This is a genomic window from Pseudonocardia sp. ZF1 (assembly GCF_056835605.1).
Map to the genome: position 1 here is coordinate 5,378,765 of NZ_JAJNBY010000001.1, position 24,599 is coordinate 5,403,363.

General features: G+C 73.1%; 20 protein-coding genes and 2 pseudogenes. 13 read left to right on the plus strand and 9 right to left on the minus strand.

The window, feature by feature from the left end; genetic code table 11:
• Positions 1-31 precede the first annotated feature (31 nt).
• Positions 32-577: pseudogene (locus tag ZF1_RS25850) on the plus strand (VC0807 family protein); the annotation flags it as partial.
• 211 nt (positions 578-788) lie between these two features.
• Here the strand turns inward: ZF1_RS25850 and ZF1_RS25855 are convergent.
• The 4 genes from ZF1_RS25855 to ZF1_RS25870 form a co-directional block, all read right to left on the minus strand.
• On the minus strand, positions 789-1,949 hold the full coding sequence (locus tag ZF1_RS25855; protein ID WP_482638535.1) for a pyridoxal phosphate-dependent aminotransferase: 1,161 nt from the start codon (positions 1,947-1,949) through the stop codon (positions 789-791).
• A gap of 363 nt (positions 1,950-2,312) precedes the next feature.
• Positions 2,313-3,209 carry a MaoC family dehydratase gene (locus tag ZF1_RS25860; RefSeq protein WP_482638536.1) on the minus strand — a complete coding sequence of 299 codons (897 nt, stop codon included), beginning with the start codon at positions 3,207-3,209 and terminating at the stop codon, positions 2,313-2,315.
• On the minus strand, positions 3,209-4,561 hold the full coding sequence (locus ZF1_RS25865) for a 3-oxoacyl-ACP reductase (protein WP_482638537.1): 1,353 nt from the start codon (positions 4,559-4,561) through the stop codon (positions 3,209-3,211). Before ZF1_RS25865 ends, ZF1_RS25860 begins: the two co-directional genes overlap by 1 nt.
• Positions 4,558-5,862, minus strand: coding sequence for an acetyl-CoA C-acetyltransferase (locus tag ZF1_RS25870; protein ID WP_350589421.1), 1,305 nt, complete (start codon positions 5,860-5,862; stop codon positions 4,558-4,560). Before ZF1_RS25870 ends, ZF1_RS25865 begins: the two co-directional genes overlap by 4 nt.
• 136 nt (positions 5,863-5,998) lie before the next feature.
• Here ZF1_RS25870 and ZF1_RS25875 point away from each other — a divergent pair, with 136 nt between their 5' ends.
• Together ZF1_RS25875 and ZF1_RS25880 are read left to right on the plus strand one after the other, a co-directional pair.
• Complete coding sequence (locus ZF1_RS25875; RefSeq protein WP_179761606.1) at positions 5,999-6,718, plus strand: TetR family transcriptional regulator; 720 nt, start codon at positions 5,999-6,001, stop codon at positions 6,716-6,718.
• Positions 6,715-8,700, plus strand: a complete 1,986-nt coding sequence (locus ZF1_RS25880; RefSeq protein ID WP_482638538.1) for an acyl-CoA dehydrogenase family protein — start codon at positions 6,715-6,717, stop codon at positions 8,698-8,700. The genes ZF1_RS25875 and ZF1_RS25880 overlap by 4 nt, the downstream gene beginning before the upstream one ends.
• Positions 8,701-8,783: 83 nt before the next feature.
• Here ZF1_RS25880 and ZF1_RS25885 read toward each other — a convergent pair whose 3' ends face one another.
• A complete protein-coding gene (locus tag ZF1_RS25885) occupies positions 8,784-8,969 on the minus strand; it encodes a hypothetical protein (RefSeq protein ID WP_208821541.1) in 186 nt (61 codons plus the stop codon).
• Between the two features lie 199 nt (positions 8,970-9,168).
• On the opposite strand from ZF1_RS25885, the gene ZF1_RS25890 reads away from it, so the two are divergent.
• The 5 genes from ZF1_RS25890 (at position 9,169) to ZF1_RS25910 (ending at position 15,868) form a co-directional block, all read left to right on the plus strand.
• Complete coding sequence (locus tag ZF1_RS25890) at positions 9,169-9,639, plus strand: RrF2 family transcriptional regulator (protein ID WP_073576818.1); 471 nt, start codon at positions 9,169-9,171, stop codon at positions 9,637-9,639.
• Positions 9,640-9,692: 53 nt separating this feature from the next.
• Positions 9,693-10,175: a carboxymuconolactone decarboxylase family protein gene (locus tag ZF1_RS25895; RefSeq protein WP_073576936.1), complete on the plus strand. Its 483-nt coding sequence runs from the start codon at positions 9,693-9,695 to the stop codon at positions 10,173-10,175.
• A gap of 126 nt (positions 10,176-10,301) precedes the next feature.
• Positions 10,302-12,623: an FdhF/YdeP family oxidoreductase gene (locus ZF1_RS25900; RefSeq protein WP_482638539.1), complete on the plus strand. Its 2,322-nt coding sequence runs from the start codon at positions 10,302-10,304 to the stop codon at positions 12,621-12,623.
• A gap of 102 nt (positions 12,624-12,725) precedes the next feature.
• Entirely contained in the window at positions 12,726-13,961 is a 1,236-nt protein-coding gene (locus ZF1_RS25905) for a multidrug effflux MFS transporter (RefSeq protein WP_482638540.1), read from the plus strand.
• 50 nt (positions 13,962-14,011) lie between these two features.
• The gene (locus tag ZF1_RS25910) at positions 14,012-15,868 is read left to right on the plus strand and encodes an ABC transporter ATP-binding protein (protein WP_350589426.1); all 1,857 of its coding nucleotides are present in this window, start codon (positions 14,012-14,014) and stop codon (positions 15,866-15,868) included.
• 213 nt (positions 15,869-16,081) lie between these two features.
• Here the strand turns inward: ZF1_RS25910 and ZF1_RS25915 are convergent.
• Together ZF1_RS25915 and ZF1_RS25920 are read right to left on the minus strand one after the other, a co-directional pair.
• Positions 16,082-16,405, minus strand: a pseudogene (locus ZF1_RS25915) (bifunctional nuclease family protein); the annotation flags it as partial.
• A 55-nt stretch (positions 16,406-16,460) separates the two neighbouring features.
• Positions 16,461-17,198, minus strand: a complete 738-nt coding sequence (locus tag ZF1_RS25920; protein ID WP_350589428.1) for an SDR family oxidoreductase — start codon at positions 17,196-17,198, stop codon at positions 16,461-16,463.
• Between the two features lie 107 nt (positions 17,199-17,305).
• Between ZF1_RS25920 and ZF1_RS25925 the strand changes: the two genes are divergently transcribed.
• Together ZF1_RS25925 and sigJ are read left to right on the plus strand one after the other, a co-directional pair.
• Positions 17,306-18,352: an FAD-dependent oxidoreductase gene (locus tag ZF1_RS25925; RefSeq protein WP_357437115.1), complete on the plus strand. Its 1,047-nt coding sequence runs from the start codon at positions 17,306-17,308 to the stop codon at positions 18,350-18,352.
• Between the two features lies 1 nt (position 18,353).
• Positions 18,354-19,220 carry an RNA polymerase sigma factor SigJ gene (gene sigJ, locus ZF1_RS25930; RefSeq protein WP_350590698.1) on the plus strand — a complete coding sequence of 289 codons (867 nt, stop codon included), beginning with the start codon at positions 18,354-18,356 and terminating at the stop codon, positions 19,218-19,220.
• Positions 19,221-19,591: 371 nt separating this feature from the next.
• Here sigJ and ZF1_RS25935 read toward each other — a convergent pair whose 3' ends face one another.
• A complete protein-coding gene (locus ZF1_RS25935) occupies positions 19,592-20,587 on the minus strand; it encodes an AraC family transcriptional regulator (RefSeq protein ID WP_482638541.1) in 996 nt (331 codons plus the stop codon).
• A 134-nt stretch (positions 20,588-20,721) separates the two neighbouring features.
• Here ZF1_RS25935 and ZF1_RS25940 point away from each other — a divergent pair, with 134 nt between their 5' ends.
• The 3 genes from ZF1_RS25940 to ZF1_RS25950 all read left to right on the plus strand — a co-directional run bounded on the left by ZF1_RS25940 (position 20,722) and on the right by ZF1_RS25950 (position 22,418).
• Positions 20,722-21,585, plus strand: a complete 864-nt coding sequence (locus tag ZF1_RS25940; protein WP_482638542.1) for an NmrA family NAD(P)-binding protein — start codon at positions 20,722-20,724, stop codon at positions 21,583-21,585.
• A complete protein-coding gene (locus ZF1_RS25945; RefSeq protein WP_073576125.1) occupies positions 21,582-22,001 on the plus strand; it encodes an anthrone oxygenase family protein in 420 nt (139 codons plus the stop codon). The genes ZF1_RS25940 and ZF1_RS25945 overlap by 4 nt, the downstream gene beginning before the upstream one ends.
• A gap of 138 nt (positions 22,002-22,139) precedes the next feature.
• Positions 22,140-22,418 carry a hypothetical protein gene (locus ZF1_RS25950; protein WP_062398562.1) on the plus strand — a complete coding sequence of 93 codons (279 nt, stop codon included), beginning with the start codon at positions 22,140-22,142 and terminating at the stop codon, positions 22,416-22,418.
• 655 nt (positions 22,419-23,073) lie between these two features.
• Here ZF1_RS25950 and ZF1_RS25955 read toward each other — a convergent pair.
• Entirely contained in the window at positions 23,074-24,537 is a 1,464-nt protein-coding gene (locus ZF1_RS25955; protein ID WP_482638543.1) for a peptide MFS transporter, read from the minus strand.
• Between the last annotated feature and the right edge of the window lie 62 nt (positions 24,538-24,599).

Sequence of the window (24,599 nt, forward strand, 5' to 3'; positions counted from 1 at the left end):
GGGACCGATCCGCCGTACTCCGGAGGCACCGATGACCCCGACCACCACACCGACGGCCACCCCGTCGGCCACCGCCCCCGCGGGCCGCGGCGCCGTGCTGCGGCAGACCGTGGGCTCGCTGCTGGTGGACGCGGCGCTGCCCTACCTCGTCTACGTCGTGCTGACCGGGCAGGGCATGTCCGACGTCGTGGCGCTGGCCTGGTCCGCGCTGCCGCCCGCGCTGAACGTGCTGGTGCAGGCGGTGCGGCACCGCAGGCTCAACCCGGTCGGGATGATCGTGCTGGTCACCATCGCCGCCGGGCTGGCGACGTCGCTGCTCAGCGGCGACGCCCGCTTCGCCGTGGCCCGCGACGCGATCCAGAGCGTCGCGTTCGGGCTGCTGCTCGCCGGGTCGTTGGTGGTCGGGCGCCGACCGCTGGTGTTCCACGTGTGCCGGTTCTTCGGCAGTGCCCGGCGCCCCGACCTGCCGGAGCTGATGGAGCGCCAGTGGGCGGCCAACCCGGTGTTCCGGCGGACGCTGCGCCGCGCGACGGGCGTCGCGGCGCTGGTGATGGCGCTGGAGGCGGCGCTGCGGATCACCCTGGCCTACACGCTGGCCCCGGTGGTGGCGCTGCCGATCCTGTCGGTGCAGTCGATCGTGGTGTGGGGGGGCGATGTCGGCGCTGCTGGTCGTCAGCGTCAAGCGGGCGGCGCGGGCGGGCCGGTGACCTCCAGCGGGTCTCGCAGCCGCTCCCGGTCGGCGCCGACGACGACCGGCACCCGGCTCGCGCCCGGGCCCGGCACCGCGGTCACGCCCGCAGCCCCGCGAGCCGCGCGGCCGCCTTCTCCAGCACGTCGTCGCGCTTGCAGAACGCGAACCGCACGAACGGCCGGTACGCCCGCGCCGCCTCGGGCGACGGGCAGAACACCGACACCGGGACGGCGGCGACCCCGCACAGCCCGGGCAGCTTCCAGGCCAGGTCGACGCCGTCGTCGAACCCGAGGGGGCGCGGGTCGGCGACCACGAAGTACGTCCCGCGCGGGGTGAGCACGTCGAACCCGGCCGCCCGCAGCCCTGCTGACAGCAGGTCCCGCTTGCGGGCCAGGTCCGCGGTGAGGCCGGTGTAGAAGTCGTCGCCCAAGGCCAGCGCGTGCGCGACGGCGGGCTGCAGCGGGGCGCCGCCGTGGAAGGTGAGGAACTGCTTGACCGCCCGCGGCGCGGCGACGAGCTCCGGCGGGCCGTGCACCCAGCCGACCTTCCAGCCGGTCACCGAGAACGTCTTGCCCGCCGAGGAGATCGTGAGGGTGCGGTCGGCGAGTCCGGGCAGCGACGCCATCGGCACGTGCCGGGCGTCGTCGAAGACCATGTGCTCGTACACCTCGTCGGTGACGACGACGGCGTCGTGCGCGACGGCGAGCTCCCCGACCCGGGTCAGCTGGTCGCGGGTGAGCACGGCGCCGGTCGGGTTGTGCGGGGTGTTGACCAGCACCACCCGGGTGCGGTCGGAGAACGCGCCGGCCAGCGCGTCGTCGTCGAAGCCGAAGTCGGGCGGGAGCAGCGGCACGGTCCGCAGCGTGGCGCCGGCCAGCGCGACGGCGGCGGCGTAGGAGTCGTAGGCGGGCTCGAAGGCGACGACCTCGTCGCCGGGTCCGCAGAGCCCGAGCAGGGTCGCGGCGATCGCCTCGGTCGCCCCCGTGGTGACGACGACGTCGGCCGGGTCGACGTCGAGGCCGTACCAGCGCTGCTGGTGCGCGGCGACGGCCTCGCGCAGCGCGGGTACACCCGGGCCGGGCGGGTACTGGTTCAGGCCGCGCTCGGTGATGTTGGCGGCGGCGTCGGCGAGCAGGGAGGCCGGACCGTCGGTGTCCGGGAAGCCCTGGCCGAGGTTGATCGCACCGGTCTCGACCGCGAGGCGGGAGATCTCGGTGAAGATCGTCGAGGTGAACGGGCGCATGCGCTCGACCAGCATGGGCCCGACACTATCCGGGTGGGCGGGTGGCGCAGCTCCTGATCGAGGGTCTGCGCGAACCCGTGCCGGTCCGCGGACGCCGGTGGGTTCCACCGCGCCGGGACGAGCTCCTCCGCCCGACCTAGTCGAGTCCGCGGACGATGTGGGACTCGTCGTCGTGCTGCTCGTCGGTCTCGATCGAGATGTCCTCGTTCATCGCATGGCCTCCTCACGGATGTCGGATGACGAATGATGGACACAGAGGAAGACGTCCGTCATCGGGAAAACGTTGCTGTACCGGCCTGTGGACCGATCCAGAATCACCCGACCGGGTGAGCAGACCTGCCCACCCGGTCGGGGTCGTTCCTCGTCCATGCGTCGGGCCTACCCGCCGATGCGGCCGACCAGGTGGAGCTTGTGCGCGTCCTCGGCGCTGCGCAGGGCCAGTCCCCACGCCCCGCCTGCGGTCTGCTCGGTCACGAGCTCGACCTTCGCCGGGAGCAGCACCGGCTTGCGGAACACGACCTCGTAGGTGCAGGCGTCGGGGACCCGGCCCTCCAGCGCCGCGGCGGCGTGCGCCGCGGTCCACATGCCGTGCGCGATCGCCCGCGCGAAGCCCATCGCCTTCGCGGTGAGCGGGTGCAGGTGGATCGGGTTCACGTCGCCGGAGACGGCCGCGTAGCGGCGCCCGATGTCGCCCGGGACCCGCCACAGCGCGTTCGCCGGACCGGTGGGCACCGGCGGCTCGGCGATGTCGGCCGTGCCGTCGCCGCCCACCGGGCCGTCCGGGGCCGTCGCCCCGCGGGCCAGGTAGGTGCTGCGGCCCTCCCAGACGGTCTCGCCGCCCGCGGAGACCTCGCCGATCAGATCCACCTGCGCGCCCTTGGGGTGGCGGGTGAACCGCTCGGCCCACACCCGGACGTCGAGCGTCTCGGTCGGGGTGATCGCCCGGTGCACGGTGATCCGGTTGGCGATGTGCACCAGTCCGGGCAGCGGCAGCGGGAACGACCGGCCGGCCATCAGCACGACCTGCAGCCCGAAGGTGAGCATGTGCGGGTAGGTCACCGGCAGGGCGTTGCCGACCCGGAACCCGCAGACCCGGGCGTAGTCGGCGAGGTGCCCCTGCTCGACGGTGACGCCGCGGCGGACCAGCTCGGTCGCGGGGAGCGACCGGCCGGAGGCGCCGGGCAGCGCCGCCCGGGCGGCCGCGGAGGCGTAGTACTGCCCCAGCGACGGCGGGCCGGGCAGCTCGGTGACCTTCCGGTCCTCGGCCACGGTCATCAGGCCCCCAGCATCGACTGGCCGCAGACGCGCACGACCTGCCCGTTGAGCCCGCCGGACTCGGCGCGGCCGAACCAGCCGATGGCCTCGGCGACGTCGACCGGCAGCCCGCCCTGCTTGAGCGAGTTGATCCGGCGGCCGCCCTCGCGGGTGGCGACGGGCATCGTCGCGGTCATGTCGGTCTCGATGAACCCGGGCGCGACGGCGTTGATCGTCGCACCACGCTCGGCGAACCGCGGGGCGAGCGCGCGGACCATCCCGATCACACCGGCCTTCGAGGCGGCGTAGTTGGTCTGGCCGCGGTTGCCCGCGATGCCCGACTGGGACGACACGCAGACCACGCGGCCGGCCTCGTGCAGCGGGGAGCCCTTCGCCAGCAGCGCCTCGTTGATCGTCAGCTGGGCGCCCAGGTTGACCGCGAGCACCGAGTTCCACCGGTCCTCGGTCATGTTCGCGAGCAGCTTGTCGCGGGTGATGCCCGCGTTGTGCACCACGATGTCGACGCCGTCGTGCCGGTCGGCGAGGTGCGAGAGCAGCCGGTCCGCCGCGTCCGACGCGGTGATGTCCAGCTGCAGCGCGGTGCCGCCGGTGCGGTTCGCGGTGCGGGCCAGGCCCTCGCCGGCCGCCGGGATGTCGACGGCGACGATCGTCGCGCCGTCGCGGGCGAGGGTGTCGGCGATGGCTGCGCCGATGCCCCGTGCCGCCCCGGTGACCACCGCGATGCGCCCGGCGAGCGGCTGATCCTCGGCGCGCGGGTCGTCGACCTCGGCCGGCTCCCGCGGGGTCCCGACCGGGGCGGCGACGTGCGCGACCTGGCCGTCGACGTAGGCGGAGCGGGCCGACAGGAAGAACCGGACCGACGAGTCGATCGCCGCGGGGGTCACGTCGGAGGTCACGACGAGCAGGTTCGCCGTCGCGCCGAACCGCAGCTCCTTGCCGATCGAGCGGACCAGGCCGTCGAGCGACTGGGCGACGGCGGCCGCCTCGGCCCCGGACGCCTCGGCGGGCTCGGCGCCGATCAGCAGCACCCGGCCCGAGGGCCCGAGCCGCTTCACCGCGGGGGTGAGGATCTGCTGGGCGGCGGCGAGGTCGGCCAGGGTCCGCGCTCCCGACAGGTCGACGACGACGCCGTGCAGCCGGTCCTCGCCGACCGCCGTGAGCGCGGGGACACCCTGCTCCTCGACGAACGCGGTGACGGCCTCGGCGAAGCGCGACCCGCCGACCGACGCGACGAGCACCGGGCCGGCCAGCAGCGGGTCCCCGGGGCGGTGCCGGCGCAGCGTCGGCACCGTGGGCAGCCCCAGCTGCTTGGCGATGCCGGTGTTGGACAGGGTCGCGAGCAGGTCGCTCATGCCTTCTTCGCCTCCAGGATCGCGACGACGCCCTGGCCGCCTGCGGCGCAGATCGAGATCAGGCCGCGCTGGTCCTTCTTCTCCGTGTCGGCCTTCTCCCGCAGGAGCTTGGCCAGGGTGGCGACGATCCGCCCGCCGGTCGCGGCGAACGGGTGCCCCGCGGCGAGCGAGGAGCCCGCGACGTTGAGCTTCGCGTCGTCGACGGCGCCCAGCGGCGCGTCGAGGCCCAGGCGCTCCTTGCAGAAGCGCGGGTCCTCCCAGGCCTTGCGCTGCACGAGCACGACCGAGGCGAACGCCTCGTGGATCTCGTACAGGTCGAAGTCCTGCAGGGACAGACCGTTGCGCTCGAGCATCCGCGGGACGGCGAACACCGGCGCGGTCAGCAGCCCGTCCGGGCCGTGCACGTAGTCCACGGCCGAGGTCTCGGCGTCGACGACGTGGGCCAGCACCGGCAGCTTGTGCTCGGCGGCCCACTCGTCGGAGCCGAGCAGGACGAGCGCGGCGCCGTCGGTCAGCGGGGTCGAGTTGCCCGCCGTCATCGTGGCGTCCGGGCCCTTCCCGAAGACCGGCTTGAGCTTCGCGAGTTTCTCCACCGAGGAGTCCGCGCGCAGGTTGTTGTCGCGGGTCAGCTTCAGGTAGGGCGTGACGAGGTCGTCGAAGAAGCCGCGGTCGTAGGCGGCGGCCAGGTTGTGGTGGCTGCGCGCGGTCAGCTCGTCCTGCTCGGTGCGGCCGATGCCCCACTCCAGCGCGGTGCGCGCGGCGTGCTCGCCCATCGACAGGCCGGTGCGCGGCTCGGAGTTCTCCGGGATGTCCGGGACGATCTGGCCGGGGCGCAGCTGCCCGACGAGCTTCAGCCGGTCCACCGTCGTCCGCGCGGCGTTGAGCTTCACCAGCACGCGGCGCAGGTCGTCGTTCAGCGCGATCGGCGCGTCCGACGCGGTGTCGACACCACCGGCCACGCCGGAGTCGATCTGGCCGAGCGCGATCTTGTTGGCGACGGCGATCGTCGCCTCCAGCCCGGTCCCGCAGGCCTGCTGCACGTCGTAGGCCGCGGTGGCGGGGTTCAGCCGGGAGCCGAGGACCGCCTCGCGGGTCAGGTTGAAGTCGCGGGAGTGCTTGAGCACGGCGCCGGCCACGACCTCACCCAGGCGCTCGCCGGCCAGCCCGAAGCGGGCCACCAGACCGTCGAGCGTCGTGGTGAGCATGTCGAGGTTCGAGGCGGAGGCGTAGGCACCGTTGGCCCGCGCGAACGGGATGCGGTTGCCGCCGATGACGGCGGCGCGCCGGGTGCTGGCTGGCATGGGGGTCGTCCCTCCTGGATCGGGTCCCGCCCCACCCGATCGGGTCGCCGCGCTGCACGCGGCTCCGGGCGGGCGGAGCATCAGCTCGTGGTTCGTCGTTACCACGGGGTAGCCGGTACTCAAGGTACACGGTACTATGGGTTTCGTGAAGGCCGGACGGGACAGACGCGACAGCAGATGGGACGCCCACCGCGAGCAGCGGCGGGTGGCACTCGTCGGGTCCGCGATCGGGGCCATCCGCCGGCACGGCGCCGGCATCGGGATGGACGAGATCGCCGCGTCCGCCGGGACCAGCAAGACCGTGATCTACCGGCACTTCGGCGACCGGGCCGGCCTCTACACCGCGATCTGCGAGTCGGTGGCCGGCGTCCTGCTGACCGAGGTCCGGCGGGCCACCGCCGATGCCCTGTCCGACGCGGGCCGCGGGCCGCGGGCGGCCGTCGCGGCCGGGATCGACGCCTACCTCAGGCTGATCGAGATCGACCCGGAGCTGTACCGGTTCGTGGTACAGCGACCACTGCTCACCCAGGGCACCACCCGGCGCGCCCCCACCGCCGACAGCGGCCGTACCGGGACGAGCGACCCGGTCAACGACCTCGTGACCGTGATCGGCGACGAGGTGGCGGTGGTCATCGCCGGCAACCTCGGCACCCCGACGGGGACCGGCACCGACCCGCGGGCCGCGGCCCGCATCTGGGGCCACGCGATCGTCGGCCTCGTCCGGGGGGCGGCCGACGACTGGCTCGCCCGCCCCGACGGCACCCCCCGCGAGCGGATCGCCACCCATCTCACCGACCTGGCCTGGTCCGGACTGTCCGGCCTGGCATCGCACGTGCAGCAGGAGGTTCAGCCATGACCCGCAGCACCCTTCCGAGCCCCGACGCCGTCCCCGCCGAGGCGCTCCGCACCGTCGTCGACGGGCGCTGGGCCCGGGCCCGGCAGGAGACCCGCGAGCAGCTGGCGGCCAACGCCGAGATGCGCGCGGACCCCGACCTGACCTCGGCGCAGTACCGCGAGTGGATCACCGACTCGCTGAAGTTCCTGACGTCCTCGGGCCGCCCGCACACCGGGTTCGACCCGTCGGTCGGCGGCCAGGGCGACGTCGGCGGGGTCGTCGCCGCGTTCGCGATGCTCGCCTACGGTGACCTGTCGCTGCTGGTCAAGGCCGGCGTGCAGTGGGGCCTGTTCGGCGGCGCGGTCCAGGTACTCGGCACCGAGCGGCACCACGAGCAGTACCTCCGCAAGATCATCGACGGCGAGCTGCTCGGCTGCTTCGCGATGACCGAGACCGGGCACGGCTCGGACGTCCAGCACCTGCACACCACCGCGACCTACGACCGAGAGACGGGTGAGTTCGTCGTCCACACCCCGTACCCGCAGGCCCGCAAGGAGTATATCGGCAACGCCGCGCGGGACGGCCGGATGGCGGTCGTGTTCGCCCAGCTGATCACCGGCGACGAGAAGCCCGGCGTGCACGCCTTCCTCGTGCCGCTGCGCGACAGCGACGGCAGGGCCCTGCCCGGCGTGCAGATCGGCGACGACGGCCGCAAGGCCGGACTCAACGGCGTCGACAACGGACGGCTGGCCTTCGACCACGTCCGCATCCCGCGTGAGAACCTCCTCAACCGCTTCGCCGACGTCGCCCCGGACGGGACGTACTCGTCGTCGATCGAGAACGAGACGGCGCGGTTCTTCTCCATGCTCGGCACGCTGGTCCGTGGCCGCATCTCGGTGGCGGGCGGCGCCGGCGCGGCGACCGAGAAGGCGCTCACCCTGGCCGTGCGCTTCGGCGAGCGCCGTCGCCAGTTCGCCAACCCGGCGACCGGCGAGGAGATCGCCGTCCTCGACTACCTCGCCCACCAGCAGAAGCTGCTCCCCGCGCTGGCGACGACGTTCGCCCTGCACTTCACCCAGGACGACCTGGTCCAGCGGATGCACGACATCCAGGCCCCCGGTGCCGGACCGGTCGGCGCACGCGAGCAGCGCACGCTGGAGCAGTCCGCCGCCGGGATCAAGGCGATCGCGACCTGGCACGCCACGCACACCATCCAGACCTGCCGGGAGGCCTGCGGCGGCGCGGGCTACCTGGAGGAGAACCTGCTGCCCGCCCTCAAGGCCGACACCGACGTGTTCACCACGTTCGAGGGCGACAACACGGTCCTGCTCCAGCTGCTGGCCAAGGAGCTGCTGTCGGACTACGGCCGCACGATCAAGAAGGGCAACCCGCTCGAGATCGCGCCGCTGCTCGGCCGTCAGCTCGCCGCGGTACTGGCCGAGCGGACCGGGGCCGCGTCGCTGACCCGGCGGCTCCCGTTTCGCGGGATCGACCTGACCGACCGCACGCGCCGCCGGGAGCTGCTGGCCGTCCGTCGCGAGGACACCCTGGCCGCGGCGATCCGCAACCTGGCTCCGGCCATGCGCAAGGGCAACGACGAGTTCGCCGTCTTCAACTCCGCCCAGGACCTGCTGCTCACCGCGGCCCGCGCGCACGTGGACACGCTGGTGGAGGCGTCGTTCGCGGACAAGCTCGTGACCGTCGACGACCCCGCGGTGCGCGCGCTGCTGGAGCGGGTCTACGACCTGCACGTGCTCACCGTGATCGACCGCGAGCGGGCCTGGTACCTGGAGACCGGCCGGCTCACCGCCGCCGAGTCCCGCTCGATCCGGCCGCTGGTCAACGGGCTGTGCGCCGAGCTGCGTCCGCACGCCCGGACCCTGGTCGACGGCTTCGGTGTCCCGGACGAGTGGCTGGCCTGCCCGATGCTCGACGACGAGGCGTGGGCCCCGGCCCCCGGCCGTCCGGCCGAGCCGCTCACCGACCAGGTCGAGACGGGCTGACCCGGACCACACGTCCCGGCCACGACGGACGGCCGGCCCCGGAGATCCGGGGCCGGCCGTCGGTCGTCTGCCTCAGGGGCGGGTCAGGCCTCGAACCCCAGCGCGTCGACCACGGCGCCGATCGTCGACGAGAGGTCGGCGACGGTGTCGTCCACGTACTCGGCGATCGGCGTGATCTCCGCGGCGTTGGCGGTGCCGGTGGCACCCAGCATCACGAGCGGTGCGGCGACGGCGGCAGCGGCCAGACCGGCGATACGGCGCTTGTCCATGACGGTTCCTTCCTTCGGGGGAGCTTTCGTACGCCCCGAGGGTGGAAGACCGGAGCGTCCGATTTCCAGGTTCCGGCAGTACCTGTAACCGACCGCTTACATCGATGCGTTTGCCGTCACCTGTCGGACACATCGACGGAGACGGTGATCACCCGCAGAACCTGGACAACGGATATCCTGGATATGTAGTGTCCAGTTCATGCGGATGGGACAGGGCGTCGAGTGGGCGCTGCACTGCTGCCTGAACCTGGCCTGGGTCGGCGACGCCGTCCCCGGCGCCCGGCTCGCCGGGTTCTACGACCTCCCGCCCGCGTACCTCAACAAGCAGCTCCAGGCCTTGGTACGGGCCGGGGTGTGCGAGTCCGTGCCCGGCCCACGGGGCGGGTTCCGGCTCGCCCGGCCCGCGGACGAGGTGTCCCTGCTCGACGTCGTCGTCGCGGTCGAGGGACCGGAGGACGCGTTCCGCTGCACCTCGATCCTCGGCGCGGCGCCGGGCGGGGACCCGTCGCTCGACTACTCCGGCCACTGCGCGATCTCGCTGTCCATGCGCTCGGCCGAGCTCGCCTGGCGCCGCGAGCTGGCCGGCCGCTCGCTCGCCGAGGTCGCCGCGGACGTCGTCCGCACCGCCCCGGACGCGCCGCAGCACGTCCGGGCCGCGCTCGCACCGTGATCGCACCACCCACGACACCGTCCACGAACGCCACCGACCCGAAGGGGACCGTCATGGAACCGCGCATCTCCCGGCCCTACCGCCACGTCCCGGACGGCTACCGCGCCCTGACGGCGCTGGAGGCCTCCACCCGCGACGACGCCGTCCTCCCCCGCACCGTGCAGGAGCTCGTACGACTGCGGGCGTCGCAGATCAACGGCTGCGGCTTCTGCGTGGACATGCACTCGCACGACGCACTGGACTCCGGCGAGGCCGTCGAGCGCCTGTTCTCCGTGGCCGCCTGGCGAGAGGCCCCGTGGTTCACCCGCCAGGAGCGGGCCGCGCTGGCCCTCACCGAGGAGGTGACCCGGCTGGCCGACCGACCCGATGCCGTCCCGGACGCGGTGTGGGACGAGGCCGCCGCGGTGTTCGACGAGCGGGCCCTGACCCTGCTGGTCACCACGGTCGCGACGATCAACGCCTGGAACCGGATCAGCGTCGCCACCCGGCAGATCGCGGGAAGCCACCGGCGCGCTGCGGCCGCGGGACGTCCGTGACCTTCCCCGCGCAACGGCGGACCGGCTGGGCACGACGTCGCACGCTGGGGCAACATCGTTCCCGTGCCCCGTACGCGTGGGTGATCTGCCCCGTTCCGCCGTCGTCGTGTTCGAGATGAGGTGCCCGTGTCCCCCACCCCGGTCAACAGCGCCCCGATCCACCCCCCGGTCGACACCGAGGAGTCCGATCTGCGCGTCTCGGAGCGGAAGACCTCCGCCGCCGGGGCGAAGGCTGTTGCGATCTCCATGAAGCGCTCCCTCGCCGAACAGGGCGTGGTGAAGACCGCCAAGAACCTGCTCACGATGAACCAGGTCGACGGCTTCGACTGCATGAGCTGTGCCTGGCCGGACCCGACCCCGGGCGAGCGGCACACCGCCGAGTTCTGCGAGAACGGCGCGAAGGCCGTGTCCTGGGAGGGCGACCGCCGCCGGGTCACCCCGGAGTTCTTCGCCGAGCACTCCATCGCCGACCTGCGTGACCGCAGCGCGCACTGGCTGGAGAGCCAGGGCAGGCTGACCCACCCGATGGTTCGCCGGGCCGGCGGCACGCACTACGAGCCCATCTCGTGGGACGACGCGTTCGACCTGGTCGGGACCCACCTGCGCGCCCTGTCGAGCCCGGACGAGGCGCTGTTCTACACCTCCGGCCGGGCCTCGAACGAGGCCGCGTTCGTCTACCAGCTGTTCGCCCGCGCCTACGGCACGAACAACCTGCCCGACTGCTCCAACATGTGCCACGAGTCGACCTCGGTCGGCCTGGCCGAGGCGATCGGCGTCGGCAAGGGGTCGGTCTCGCTGCAGGACCTGCACGACGCCGACCTGATCGTCATCTCCGGACAGAACCCGGGCACCAACCACCCGCGCATGCTGTCGGCGCTGGAGACGGCCAAGAAGAACGGCGCGCGGATCCTCGCGATCAACCCGCTGCCCGAGGCCGGGCTGTTCAAGTTCGACAACCCGCAGACCCCGCGCGGCATGTCCGGCATCGGCACCCACCTGGCCGACGAGTTCCTGCAGATCCGCTCGGGCGGCGACCTCGCGCTGTGGCAGGCGTTCGGGCACCTGCTGCTCGCCGCCGAGGACCGCAACCCGGGCAGCGTGCTGGACCGCGACTTCATCGAGCGGCACACGAACGGCTTCGAGGCCTACGCCGCGCACGTGAAGGACCTGGACCGCGACGCCGTCGTCGCCGCGACCGGGCTCACCTGGGGCGAGATCGAGAAGGCCGCGGAGATGCTCGCGACCTCGAAGCGGATCGTGAACTGCTGGGCGATGGGCATCACCCAGCACCGCAACGCCGTCGCCACCATCAAGGAGATGGTGAACGTCGCCCTGCTCCAGGGCATGATCGGCAAGCCGGGCGCGGGCCTGTGCCCGGTCCGTGGCCACTCGAACGTGCAGGGCGACCGCACGATGGGCATCTGGGAGCGGGTCGCGGACAGCTTCCTCGACGCGATCCGCGACGAGTTCGGCTTCGAGCCGCCCCGCGAGCACGGCCACGACTCGGTCGCGGCCGTGCAGGCGATGGCCGACGGGCGGGCGAGCGTGTTCGTCGGCCTGGGCGGCAACTTCTCCCAGGCGATGTCGGACACCGGCGTCACCGAGCCGGCGCTGGAGCGCTGCGCGCTGACCGTCCAGATCTCGACCAAGCTGAACCGGTCGCACGTCGTCGCCGGGACCGACGCGCTGATCCTGCCCGCGCTGGGCCGCACCGAGAAGGACCTGACCGGCGGCCGGGCCCAGCGGGTCACCGTCGAGGACTCGATGTCGGCGGTGCACGCCTCGCACGGCCGCTCCGAGCCGGCCGGTGAGCTGCTGCGTTCCGAGGTCGACATCCTGTGCGGGATCGCGCGGGCCACCCTCGGCGCGGACCACCTCGTCCCGTGGGCCGAGTTCGCGGCCGACTACGACCGCATCCGCGACCGGATCGGCCGGGTCGTCCCGGGCTGTGAGGCCTACACCGAGAAGGTCGCCCGCTCCGGCGGGTTCACCCTCGCCCACCCGCCGCGGGACAGCCGCACCTTCCCGACGGCGTCGGGCAAGGCGGAGTTCACCGTCAGCCCACTGGAGGTGCTGACGCTCCCCGAGGGGCGCCTGGTCCTGCAGAGCCTGCGCAGCCACGACCAGTTCAACACCACGATCTACGGCCTGGACGACCGCTACCGCGGCATCCACTCCGGCCGCCGGGTCGTGTTCATCTCCGACGCCGACCTGCGTGAGCTGGGCTTCGCCGACGGCGACCGGGTGAACCTGGTCAGCGAGTGGACCGACGGCAGCGAGCGGCGCGCGGACGACTTCCGGCTGGTGTCGTACTCGACGCCGAAGGGCTGCATCGCCGCGTACTACCCGGAGACGAACCCGCTGATCCCGCTCGAGTCGTACGCGGACGGCTCGCGCTGCCCGACCTCGAAATGGGTGCAGGTCCGGCTGGAGCCCGCCACCCGGTGATCGACGTGTGAGCGCGCTCACCCGTCCGGTGATGTCCGGACGGAATCGGCGTCACCCCTCGTGAGGTTGCACCGTTCGGCCACACGAGGGGGGGACGTCCGAGTGACCACCACTGCAGTCACCGCGCCGAGCCGGTTACGGATCGCGCTGATCCTGGGCGCGTTGATCGCGCTCGGTCCACTGACGATCGACACCTACCTGCCCGCGCTGCCGGACGTCGGGCGCGACCTCGTCGCGTCCGAGCCGGTCGTGCAGCTGACGCTGACCGGCACACTCGCCGGTCTCGCGCTCGGCCAGCTGGTGATCGGCCCGCTGTCCGACGCCTACGGCCGTCGCAGGCTCCTGCTCGCCGGCACCGCCGTGCACGTGCTGGCCTCCGCGCTGGTCGCCCTCGCCCCGAGCATCGAGGTGCTGGCGGTGCTGCGGGTGCTGCAGGGCGTCGGCGCCTCGGCGGGCGCGGTGATCGGCCTCGCCGTGGTGCGCGACCTGTTCACCGGCCGGGCCGCGGCGACCATGCTCTCGCGGCTGATCCTGGTGATGGGCGCCTTCCCGGTGCTCGCCCCGACCCTCGGCGCCGCCCTGCTCAACTGGGTCTCCTGGCGCGGGGTCTTCCTCTTCCTGGCCGGCTACGGCCTGGTCATGCTGGCCGTGGTCACCTCGGGGCTGCCCGAGACCCTCCCCGTCCCCCGACGCCGGTCGGCCCGGTTCGGCCCCACCCTGCGGACCTACGGCGGGCTGCTGCGCGACCGGACCTTCGTCGGGCTGGTGCTCGTCGCCGGGCTCGCGATGGGCGCGCTGTTCAGCTACGTCTCCGGCGCCGCGTACGTCTACCAGCAGCAGTTCGGGATGGACCAGCAGACGTTCGGCATCGCCTTCGGCGCCGGCGCGATCTGGCTGGTCGTCGGCACCCAGCTCAACCCGGTGGTGCTGCGCCGCTTCGAGCCCCGCCAGGTGATGTCGACCGCCGTCGCCGCCGGGGTGCTCGTCGGGCTCGTGCTGGCCGTGCTCACCGCGACCGGCACCGGCGGCCTGCCCGCCGTGCTCGCCGGGGTGTGGGCACTGCTGCTGGCCTGTGGCTTCGTCCTGCCGAACGCGCCCGCGCTGGCCCTGGCCCGGCACGGCGAGTCCGCCGGGACGGCGTCGGCGCTGCTGGGGTCGCTGCAGTTCGGGATCGGCGCCGCGACCTCGCCCGTGGTCGGGCTGCTCGGCAACGACGCGGCCGCGATGGGCACCGCCATGTTCGGCGCGATCGCGCTCGCCGGGATCGCGCTGGTCGCCGTCGCACGGCCGTGGACGCTGCCGGACCTGAACGACGAGCCCGAACTCGCGGCCGCATGAGGACCGCACGTTTGACCTGAAGTCAGCTTCACGTCATAGCGTCGCGCACCATGGACGCGAGCACCTGGACGGCCCTGCGCAACGCGAGCACCGAGCCCGGCAGGCGCACCCGCCCGGCCGGGGAGACGGCCCACCGGATCCTGGACTTCGCCCGGCCGCATCGGCGGCGGATCGCGGCGTTCCTCGCCGTGAGCACCGTCGCCGCCGTGCTGACGGTGGCGGTACCGCTACTGGCCGGGCGGGCCACCGACGCGGTGACCCGCGGCGAGCGGCTCTCGGTACTCGCGCTGCTGGCCGGGCTGATGGCGGCCGTCGCGCTGGTCGAGGCGGCGCTGTCGATGCTGACCCGCTGGTACTCGGCGAACCTCGGCGAGAGCCTGATCCACCAGCTCCGGACCACCGTGTTCGACCACGTGCAGCGGATGCCGGTCGCGTTCTTCACCCGCACCCGCACCGGCGCCCTGGTGTCGCGGCTGAACTCCGACGTGCTCGGGGCGCAGCGGGCGTTCTCCGACACCCTCGCCGGGGTGGTGTCCAACGTCGTCGTACTGGTGCTGACCCTCGCCGCGATGCTGGTGATCTCCTGGCCGGTGACCCTGCTGGTGACGCTGCTGCTGCCGGCGTTCCTGGTCCCGGCCCGGCTGATGGGGCGGCGGCTCGCCGCACTGGAGCGGGCGGCCGCGGACCACAACGCGGCGATGAGCACCCGGATGACCGAACGGTTCTCCGCGCCCGGCGCCACCCTGATCACGCTGTTCGGTCGCCCGGAGCGCGAGTCCGCGGAGTTCGCCGAGCGGGCCGACCGGGTCCGCGCGATCGGGGTGCGATCGGCGATGCTGCAGTGGACGTTCGTGACGGCGCTGACGCTCGCGTCGTCGCTGGCCGTCGCCGTCGTCTACGGGGTCGGGGGCGGCTTCGCGCTGGCCGGGGCGCTGTCGGCGGGGAACGTCGTGGCGCTCGCGCTGCTGCTGACCCGGCTCTACCAGCCGCTGACCGCGCTGGCCGGCGCCCGGATGGAGATCATGACCGTGCTGGTCAGCTTCGAGCGGGTGCTCGAGGTCCTCGATCTGGAGCCGATGATCACCGACGCCCCGGGGGCGCGCCCGGTGCCCGACGGGCCGGTCGGCGTCGAGTTCGACCGGGTCTCGTTCGCCTACCCGACCGCCGAGCAGGTGTCGCTGGCGTCGCTGGAGGAGGTGGCGACGCTCGACACCCGCGGCGGGGAGCAGGTGCTGCACGAGGTGTCGTTCAGCGCCCCGCCCGGCGCCGTGGTGGCGGTCGTCGGGTCGTCGGGGGCCGGGAAGTCCACGGTCGCCCAGCTGCTCGCCCGGCTCTACGACGTCGGCGACGGCGCGGTCCGGATCGGCGGGGTGGACGTGCGCGAGCTGACGACCGCCTCGGTGCACCGCGCGGTCGGGTTCGTGACCCAGGACGGGCACCTGCTGCACGACACGGTGGCGGCGAACCTGCGGATCGGGGCACCGGATGCCACGGACGCCGAGCTGTGGGCGGCGTTGCGCCGGGCCCGGCTCGACGGCCTGGTGGCGGCCCTGCCGGACGGGCTCGCGACCGTCGTCGGGGAGCGGGGGTACCGGCTGTCCGGCGGGGAGCGCCAGCGGATGACGATCGCGCGGGTGCTGCTGGCCCGGCCGCGGATCGTGGTCCTGGACGAGGCCACGGCCAGCCTGGACACCACCTCGGAGGCCGCGGTGCAGGCGGCGCTGGCCGAGGCGCTGGACGGGCGGACCGCACTCGTCATCGCACACCGGCTGTCCACCGTCCGCCACGCCGACGAGATCCTCGTGCTCGAACAGGGCCGGATCGTCGAGCGCGGGGACCACGCCGGGCTGCTGGCCCGGGGCGGGCGCTACGCCGAGCTGTGGGCCGGGGCGCCGGCCGCGGCCTAGCGGAAGTCCTCCGGCGACACCTCGTCGATGAACTCGCGGAACTCCTGCATCTGCTGCTCCGGCGGGACGTCCGCCGGGCCGGCGGTGGCCGCGCGGGCCTGCGCGGCGGCGCCGGTGGTGTCGTCGCCGTCGGGGGGGCAGGACGTCGTCGACGGCCTGGCCGACCTCGTCGAGCACGTGCTCGGCCATCCCGATCGGCAACCCCTCCCGGACGGCCAGCGACAACGCGTCCGACGGGCGCACGGCCAGCCGGGTGCCGCCGTCGAAGACCAGCTCGGCGGTGTAGACACCGTCGACGAGGTCGGAGATCTCGACCTGCTCCAGGGTGCGGCCCAGCGCCTCCACGACCGGGAGCAGCACGTCCTGGGTGAGCGGGGTGCCCTCGTCGTCGCGCGGGCCCACGGCGATGACCTCGGCCTGCGGCGGCCGTAGGAACACCGGTACGCAGCGGTCGCCGTCGGCCTCGCCGAGCAGCAGCACCGGCTGGCGTGACCGGGCATGCACGATCAGGCGAAGGACGTGCATCCTCCGAGTCATTCGCACAGTGTCCCCCGCGACGGCAGGTGACGGAAGTCTCAGAAAGAGACGCCCCTCAGCCCCGGGCGAGCCAGGGCATCGTCGTCGCCGCGACGGTCAGGAACTGCACGTTCGCCTCCGGCGGCAGCCCGGCCATGTAGACGACGGCGTCGGCGACGTGCCGGACGTCGAAGGTGGCCTCCGGGCGCACCGACCCGTCGGCCTGCCTCGCGCCGGTCGCGATGCCCGCGGTCATCTCGGTGGCGGCGTTGCCGATGTCGATCTGACCGCAGGCGATGCCGAACCCGCGGCCGTCGAGCGAGAGCGACTTGGTCAGACCGGTGATCGCGTGCTTGGTGGCGGTGTAGGGCGCGCTGCCCGGCCGCGGGACGTGCGCGGAGATCGAGCCGTTGTTGATGATCCGCCCACCCTGCGGGTCCTGGTGGCGCATCGTCGCGAACGCGGCGCGGGCGCAGAGGAACGAGCCGGTGAGGTTGACCGCGACGGCCGCGTCCCAGTCCTCGACGGAGATCTCGTCGACGGTGCCGCCCGCGCCGAACGTGCCGGCGTTGTTGACCAGCAGGTCGACCCGGCCCCAGCGCTCGTGCACCGCGGCGAACAGGGCGTCGACCGACCTGGGATCGGTGACGTCGGTGGGGACGGTGAGCGTCCCGTCGCGTCCCGCCGCGGCCCTGGTCAGGGGCTCGCGCCGGCGCCCGGCCAGTGCGACCCGCCAGCCGGCGTCGAGCAGGCCGCGGGTCACCGCCTCGCCGATGCCCGACCCGGCCCCGGTCACCACCGCCACACCGCTCATGGGTCCACCCTGCCACGCGCCGTCCGTGACCCCGGACACAGATCGTCACGCGGTGGCCCTCGCGCGGTGTCGGTATCCCGACAGCGCACACACGGGAGGACGGCGACATGGACGCGACGGTGCTGGTGGTCGGAGCGGGATACGCGGGGGTCGCGGCGGCGAACCGGATCGCGGCGGGCGGGGCGGCGGTCACGGTCGTCGACCCGCGGGAGGAGTTCGTCGAGCGGGTGCGGCTGCACCGGCTGGCCGCGGGCACCGGGGCGGCGACGGTGCCGCTGCGCGAGGTCCTGCACCGGCGGGTCCGCACCCGCGCGGCGCGGGTCACCCGGATCGGGGGCGGCACGGCGACCCTCGACGACGGCGACGTGCTGCGGTTCGATCGGCTCGTGTACGCGGTCGGCAGCGGGGCGGGGACGGCCCCGGACGGCGCGCTGCGGGTGGACACCCTGGAGAGCGCCCGCCGGGTGCACGACGCCACCGCGGCCCTGCCCGACGGGGCGGTCGTCGCCGTCGTCGGGGCGGGGCTGACCGGGCTGGAGACGGCCACCGAGCTCGCCGCCGCCCGGCCCGGCCTGCACGTGCGGCTGCTGTCGGCGGGCCCGGTCGCCGCGGAGCTGCCCGCCCGCAGCCGGGACCGGGTCCGTGCCCGGCTGGCGTCGCTGGGGGTGGAGGTCGGCGAGGGCGTCACGGTGACCGACCCGGCCGCGCTCGGCGCCGGCCTGGTCGTGTGGACCACGACGCCCGCGGTCCCGGGACTGGCCCGGGACTCCGGCCTGCCCGTCGACGACGACGGCCGCCTGCGCACCGACGCCACGCTCACCTGCACCGGCGACGCCAGGATCGTCGGCGCGGGCGACGCCGTCGCCGCCCCGCCGGAGGTCGGGCTGGTCCGCGCGAGCTGCCAGGCCGCCCTCCCGCTCGGGGTCGCCGCGGCGCGCACCGTGCTCGCGGGCCTGCGCGGACGCCCCGCACCGGCGGCCTCGGTGTCCTACGCCGCGCAGTGCCTGGCGCTCGGGCCGGACGCCGCGCTGATCCAGCTCGTGGACCGCCACGACGTGCCCCGGCCGGTCGCGGTCGGCGGCGGCGCGGCGGCCGTGGTGAAGGAGCAGGTGTGCCGCTACGCGCTGCGCCGGGCCCGGGGGCGGGTGGCCTGAGGTGGACCCGCTCGCCGAGTTCGACCGCCACCGCGGCCTGCTGTTCGCCGTCGCCTACGAGATCCTCGGCAGCGTCGCCGATGCCGAGGACGTGCTGCAGGACAGCTGGCTGCGCTGGTCGGCCACCGCGCACGACGAGGTGGGGAACCCGCGGGCGTACCTGGCGCGGGTGGTGTCGCGGCAGGCGCTGAACCGGCTGCGCACCGTCGCCCGGGCCCGGGAGACCTACCCCGGACCGTGGCTGCCCGACCCGCTGCCGACCGGCGACGACGGCGCCGCCGACCGCGCCCTGCGCACCGACGACGTCACCGTCGCGATGCTGCTCGTACTGGAGACCCTCGCCCCGGAGGAGCGTGCGGTGTTCGTGCTGCGGGAGGCCTTCGGCACCGGCTACGACGAGATCGCCGCCGCGACCGGGCGCCCGGTCGCCACGGTCCGGCAGATCGCGCACCGGGCGCGCGAGCACGTGCGGGCCCGCCGGCCGCGCTTCACCGTGCCCCCGGACCGGGCCCGGCGGGTGGCGGAGGCGTTCGTCGGGGCGGCGCTGGGCGGCGACGTCGCGGCGCTGACCGCGCTGCTGGCCCCCGAGGTCGTCTCGCTCGCCGACGGCGGCGGCGCGGTGTCGGCGGCCCGGCGCCCGATCCGCGGGGCGGGGAAGGTCGCCCGGTTCCTCGTCGGGCTGGCGGCTCGGCCGCTGCCGGGCGCGCTGACCGGCGCCGCGGAGTTCAACGGGCTCCCCGCGGTGGTGGTGCGCGGGCCGGACGGCGTCGACAGCGTCGTGCTCATCGAGGTGTCCGAGGTGGACGGGGCCGACCTGGTCACCGCGGTCTACGCGGTGCGCAACCCGGAGAAGCTCGCCCACCTGTGAACACCCGGGCCCGGGGCGCCGGCCGGCGGCGCCTCGGGCTCTCTCCGGCCGTCTCGCGCGCACGCTAGAGAAGCGCAGACCACCCGAGCGAGCAGGCGCGCGTAGCACCCTCTAGCCCTGTCTCGGATCGTCCCGAGAGAAGCGCAGACGAGTACATCGATCGTCGATCCGATTCTGTAACGCTTTCTCGCACGAGCACTAGACACCGTCATACGACGGCATCGACACACGAGCATGCCGCCGCATACCGCCGTCTAGAACGGTCGCGAGAGATCCGGATACGGGACGATCGACCTGATGCGCTACTCCTCTCCCGGTGGCGTCGTCGCAGCGTAGCAGCCCTGTGTCGAACGTGTGTGCGAGGGCCCGGATCAGCTCCGGAAGGCGGCGAGGGCATCGGCCGTGCCCGCGAGCCCGTGCCGGCGCACCCGCCCGGCGGGCTCCCCGACGACCCGCGAGAAGGCCCGTGCGAACGCCGCCTCGGACCGGTAACCGAACCGGTGGGCCGCCTGCGCCACCGTCCCACTCCCCCCTGACAGGAACTCGGCGGCGGCGTGCATCCGCCACCGGGTCACGTAGCCCATCGCGGACTCGCCGACGAGCTCGGTGAACCGGGCGGAGAACGCCGACCGCGACATGGCCGCCGTCGCGGCGAGCGCGGCGACGGTCCAGTCCCGCTCCGGCTCGCGGTGCACCGCGGCGAGCGCGCGGCCGATCCGGTCGTCGGCGAGCGCCCCGAGCCAGCCGGTACGGGTGGCCGCGTCGGCCTGCAGCCGGCCGCGCACCGCCTGCAGGACCAGCACGTCGGCCAGCCGGGTGATCACCGCGTCGCTGCCGGGGCCGCCGTGCTCGACCTCCGCGGCCAGCAGCCGCAGCGTGTCCTGCACCCGGTCCCCGATCGGTGACGGCTCGACCCGGACGAGGTCGGGCAGGCTCGCGACGAGGTCGCCCGCGGCGGGGTGGGAGAACCGGACCGCGCCGCACACCATCCGGGTCACCGGACCGTCGCCGCCGTGCCGGAGCAGGGCGTAGCGCCCGTCGAGCATCGGGTGCGGGATCGACCGGATGTCCGGGGCGGACACACCGGGCGCACTCCGCAGCACGTGCCCGGTCCCCCGCGGCACGACGACGAGCTCGCCGGGGCGCAGTTCGCGGTCGGCCCCGTCCCGGCCGCCGGCGCCGTCGACGGTGAGCCGGCACCCGCCGGAGGTGACGACGTGGAACCAGAGGCAGCCCGGCGTCGGCGGCAACGTCATCCCCCACGGCCCGCCGAGCTCAGAGCGGCAGTAGAAGAGGCCGTCCATCCGCAGCACGTGCAGCGCCTCCCCGAGCGGGTCGGCGGCCGGGAACGGCGGCGCGGTGGACACGGTGCACAGCATGACAGTCCGTCCACAGCTCATCCTCACCTGTGGACGGATGAGCATCAGTTATGGATGCACAGCCATTCTGCGTCCGGCCGATGGCGGTGATCGTGGACGGACACCGACGAGAGGGGTTCGACATGATCACCGTGCTGGGTGCGACCGGGAACGTGGGATCGCAGGTCGTCCGGGAGCTGACCGCGGCCGGGGTGGACGTCCGCGCCGTCGCGCGCCGCCCGGCCGTCGCCGCGCCGGGGGTGCGGCCGTGGCCCGGCGACCTGGGCGACCGGGCGTTCCTGCGCCGGGCGTTCGACGGCGCGGCCGCCGCGTTCGTCCTGCTGCCGTTCGACGTCACCGCACCCGACCACGCCGCCCACCAGGCCCGGCTCGGAGAGTCGGTCGTCGCCGCGCTGCGGGACGCGGCCGTGACCCGGATCGTCGCGCTGAGCTCGCTCGGGGCGGAGGTCCCGGGCGGCCCCGGCCTTGCCGCGACCGGGTACCTGGGCAGCCTGCACGACCAGGAGGCCCGGCTGGCGACGCTCGACGCGTACGTCACCCGGGTCCGGCCGGGCCTGTTCCTGGAATCGTTCCTGTGGTCGGCCGACGCCATGCGGGCGCACGGGGTGCACGCCGACTCGGTCGACCCGGACGTCGCGCTGCCGATGGTCGCCACCCGCGACGTCGGCCGGGCCGCCGCCGCGGCCCTGCTCGACCCGGACGCACCGGACGTCGTGGAGGTGCAGGGTGCGGCGGACCGGACGGTGCCCGACGTCGTCGCCGCGCTCGGGCCCGCGTTGGGCCTGCCGGACCTGGCCTACGTGCGCGTCCCCGACGGGGAGATGGAGCGGCTGCTGCGCGGGGCCGGACTGTCCGCCGACGGGGCGCGGCTGCACGTCGCGATGAACCGGGCGTTCAACGAGGGCCGGGCCCGGGCGCACGGCCCGCGGGGCGCCGCCGACGGCGTGCTGACCGTCGAGGAGTGGGCGGCGGGGGTGGCGGGATGACCGGCGTCCTCGACGGAGCCGCTCTCACCGGGGCGGGCCTGCTCGGCGGGGTCTACCTGGCGTTCTCGGTCGCAGTGCTCCCCGCCCTGCGTCGTCGCCCCGCCGCGGAGGCGGTCACGGTGATGCGCGGGGTGAACCGGGTGATCGTGAACCCGGTGTTCGGGACACTGTTCGCCGGCACCGCACTGCTCGCCGGCGCGGTGACGGTGGCCGGGGCGCTCGGCGGGCAGCCCCTGCGGATCGCGGGCGGGGTCGCGGTGCTGGCCGGCTTCGCCGTGACCGCCGCGGTGAACATCCCGCTCAACAACGCCCTGGAACGCGACGGCGACTGGGCCGCGTTCGCCCCGCGGTGGAGCGTCGCGAACCACCTCCGGGGGGCGTTCTCGGCACTCGGTGTGGTCCTGCTGCTGCTCTGAGTCGAACGTGTGTGCGACATCTCGGGGACCCGCCTGGCGCCTGCCGGGGCGGGCGGGGCACGCTGGTCGCCGCGCCCGCTCCCCCGGGTGCGGACCGGCCGTCGCCCGCGACGGCTCCGCAGCGACGACCGGGGGAGCATGAACACCCACGAACGACGGCGGCTGGCCGCCCTGCGCACCGACCGCGAGACGGTGCTCGCCGCCGCGGCCGCGCTGCGGCACGAGGCCGTGCAGGCGCGCTACGCCGGGCTCAGCCGCCCCGAGATCGCGTTCGGGCTGGCCTCGGTACTGGAGATGCTGGCGATGCGGATCGCCGACCAGCCCCCGGACGTCCGCGCGCACGTGGTGCGGATCGCCCGAGAGATGGCCGGCGACACGATGGACTCACCGACGATCCGGCGCACCCGTCGTCGGTGATCCACCGGAGTTGTCCACAGGTGTGTGCACAGCTGGGGACGGATCGAACTTCCGTTCGGTCGTCATGCCGAGCACTCCTCAGCCGGCGCACGCCCTGCTCGACGATTGGCAGATCAGCACGCCCTGACGGTCGCTCAAACTTGCCACCGAGCGGCGCCCAGGAGCGAGCCGATCACCGAATGTCGGTATCAAAAAGAAGAAACGCAAACCCGACAGGGCACATCGCCGTTGACGTCCCCCCGGAAGTAGGAGCCCACTCTCCTAGACCGTAGATTTTGGATTTCTTCTCCGAATTGCATGTCACGGTAGCCCTGAACTCCTTCTGCGGAATCGCCAAGTTCGAGCAGGTGATCCTGGAACCCGAGCTGAGTCCCGCAACCGCCTCGACCGTACAGTTACTCCTCAGTTTGTCACTGGGGATAGGAAGGTACGGGTCCGGGCCCGTTGAGGCCGCTCCCGTGATGGCCATCGATCCGCATAAGGCAGCTACCGCGATCATTGTCTTCACGGCGGTTGATCTACCAGCGAGCAAGACTCAGCCCCCCACTCTACGTCGCCAATTCGAACTCGATGCGCGCCTGAAATACGAAGCGTCCTCCGCAGTTGTCAAGAACCACCGAGCGAAGTAACTCGACCGCGTGAATTTTACGTGAGGTCAGTGCAGCCCCTCCATAAGCACCTTGATCTTCGGCACAAACGCAAGAACGACCACGCCCACGATGACCGCTACGACGCCCGTGAGCCCGAAGTAGGCCACCTCGTGCTGCGGACTGTAGTAACCCGCAAGCACACCGGAAAGCACAGTTCCCATGGAGACCGACAGAAAGAAAAGCGCTACCATCTGGGTCTGGAACGCTCGCGGAGCGAGCTTTGTCGACAGCGACTGCCCCACTGGCGAGATGAACAGCTCTGCCAGGCAGAACACCAGCAAGATGCCGACCAGAGCAAGCAGCGGCGTGCCGTTTGGGCCGGTACCGGCAAGCGGCACGAACAGCATGAACGCCAGACCGACGACCACGGTGCCGATCGCCATTTTCGTCGGGGACGACGGCTGACGCGGTCCGAGCTTCGTCCAAATCGCCGCGAAGACGCCCGCCAGCAGGATCACGAACACTGGCTCGATTGACTGGGTCCAGGCAGGTGGAATCTCGAAGCCGAGCACCGTCCGATCCAGCCGCTGGTCCGAGTAGATCGCCACCACAGTGAAGATCTGCTGAAAGATCGCCCAAAACATGACACTGGCCACCCACATCGGCGCAAATGCCAGGACCCTACGACGCTCCACTCGCTCCACACGCGAGCTAGTCAACAACAACCCGAAGTAGCCAACCGTCGCAACGAGGACGATGCCGAACACGATCCACTTCAACCGGTCGACTGCGAACACGTCGTTTGCAACCAGAACCGCAACGACGGCCACCGCCAGAACAGCTCCGAGCAGTACCCGGTTTCGCGCAGCTGCGGGCAGCGGGTTCGGCACGACCGAACCGGTCGCCGGGAGCGCGCGGCGGTAGAACATGTACTGGATCAATCCGAGCGCCATGCCAAAGGCGGCCACCCCGAACCCGACATGAAATCCCCACTCCAGCCGTAACCAGTCGGTCAGCAACGGACCAGTGAACGCACCGAGATTCACGCCGAGGTAGAAGATCGAGAACCCGGCGTCCCGACGGTCGTCGCCGACACCGTAGAGCGACGCGACGATCGTCGAAGCGTTTGCCTTCACTCCCCCACTGCCGAACGCGACCAGGACCAGGCCGATCACCAGCCCGGCTGCGCCTGGCACGGCGGCCAGGGCGATGTGCCCGAGCATCACCGAGATGGCGCTGCCGAACAGGACGCGCTCGGGCCCGAGCAGCCGGTCGGCGCCCCAGGCCGCAACGACTGTGGAGAGGTAGACAGTCCCGCCGTAGGCGCCGACGATTCCCGCCGCCGTGCCCTTGTCGATCCCAAGTCCGCCGTCGGTTACGGCGAAGTACATGTAGTACAGCAGGATCCCCTGCATCCCGTAGAAGGAGAACCGCTCGAACATCTCGACGCCGAAGAGCGTCGCGAGCTGGACGGGGTGGCCGAGAAAGGTCCTCTCCCGGCGCTGGGATGTGGTCGTGGTGTCGGACACGCCGTTCGGTCTACTCCGCGACGCAACGGTCGTAAAGCGCTTGACGAGTGACCGTCACCGCA

Excerpts from the sequence above, each read along its gene's own strand:
- ZF1_RS25855 (WP_482638535.1), bottom strand. The coding sequence starts at position 1,949 with ATGCTGGTCGAGCGCATGCGCCCGTTCACCTCGACGATCTTCACCGAG.
- ZF1_RS25860 (WP_482638536.1), bottom strand. The coding sequence starts at position 3,209 with ATGACCGTGGCCGAGGACCGGAAGGTCACCGAGCTGCCCGGCCCGCCG.
- ZF1_RS25865 (WP_482638537.1), bottom strand. The coding sequence starts at position 4,561 with ATGAGCGACCTGCTCGCGACCCTGTCCAACACCGGCATCGCCAAGCAG.
- ZF1_RS25870 (WP_350589421.1), bottom strand. The coding sequence starts at position 5,862 with ATGCCAGCCAGCACCCGGCGCGCCGCCGTCATCGGCGGCAACCGCATC.
- ZF1_RS25875 (WP_179761606.1), top strand. The coding sequence starts at position 5,999 with ATGGGTTTCGTGAAGGCCGGACGGGACAGACGCGACAGCAGATGGGAC.
- ZF1_RS25880 (WP_482638538.1), top strand. The coding sequence starts at position 6,715 with ATGACCCGCAGCACCCTTCCGAGCCCCGACGCCGTCCCCGCCGAGGCG.
- ZF1_RS25885 (WP_208821541.1), bottom strand. The coding sequence starts at position 8,969 with ATGGACAAGCGCCGTATCGCCGGTCTGGCCGCTGCCGCCGTCGCCGCA.
- ZF1_RS25890 (WP_073576818.1), top strand. The coding sequence starts at position 9,169 with ATGCGGATGGGACAGGGCGTCGAGTGGGCGCTGCACTGCTGCCTGAAC.
- ZF1_RS25895 (WP_073576936.1), top strand. The coding sequence starts at position 9,693 with ATGGAACCGCGCATCTCCCGGCCCTACCGCCACGTCCCGGACGGCTAC.
- ZF1_RS25910 (WP_350589426.1), top strand. The coding sequence starts at position 14,012 with ATGGACGCGAGCACCTGGACGGCCCTGCGCAACGCGAGCACCGAGCCC.
- ZF1_RS25920 (WP_350589428.1), bottom strand. The coding sequence starts at position 17,198 with ATGAGCGGTGTGGCGGTGGTGACCGGGGCCGGGTCGGGCATCGGCGAG.
- ZF1_RS25925 (WP_357437115.1), top strand. The coding sequence starts at position 17,306 with ATGGACGCGACGGTGCTGGTGGTCGGAGCGGGATACGCGGGGGTCGCG.
- ZF1_RS25940 (WP_482638542.1), top strand. The coding sequence starts at position 20,722 with ATGATCACCGTGCTGGGTGCGACCGGGAACGTGGGATCGCAGGTCGTC.
- ZF1_RS25945 (WP_073576125.1), top strand. The coding sequence starts at position 21,582 with ATGACCGGCGTCCTCGACGGAGCCGCTCTCACCGGGGCGGGCCTGCTC.
- ZF1_RS25950 (WP_062398562.1), top strand. The coding sequence starts at position 22,140 with ATGAACACCCACGAACGACGGCGGCTGGCCGCCCTGCGCACCGACCGC.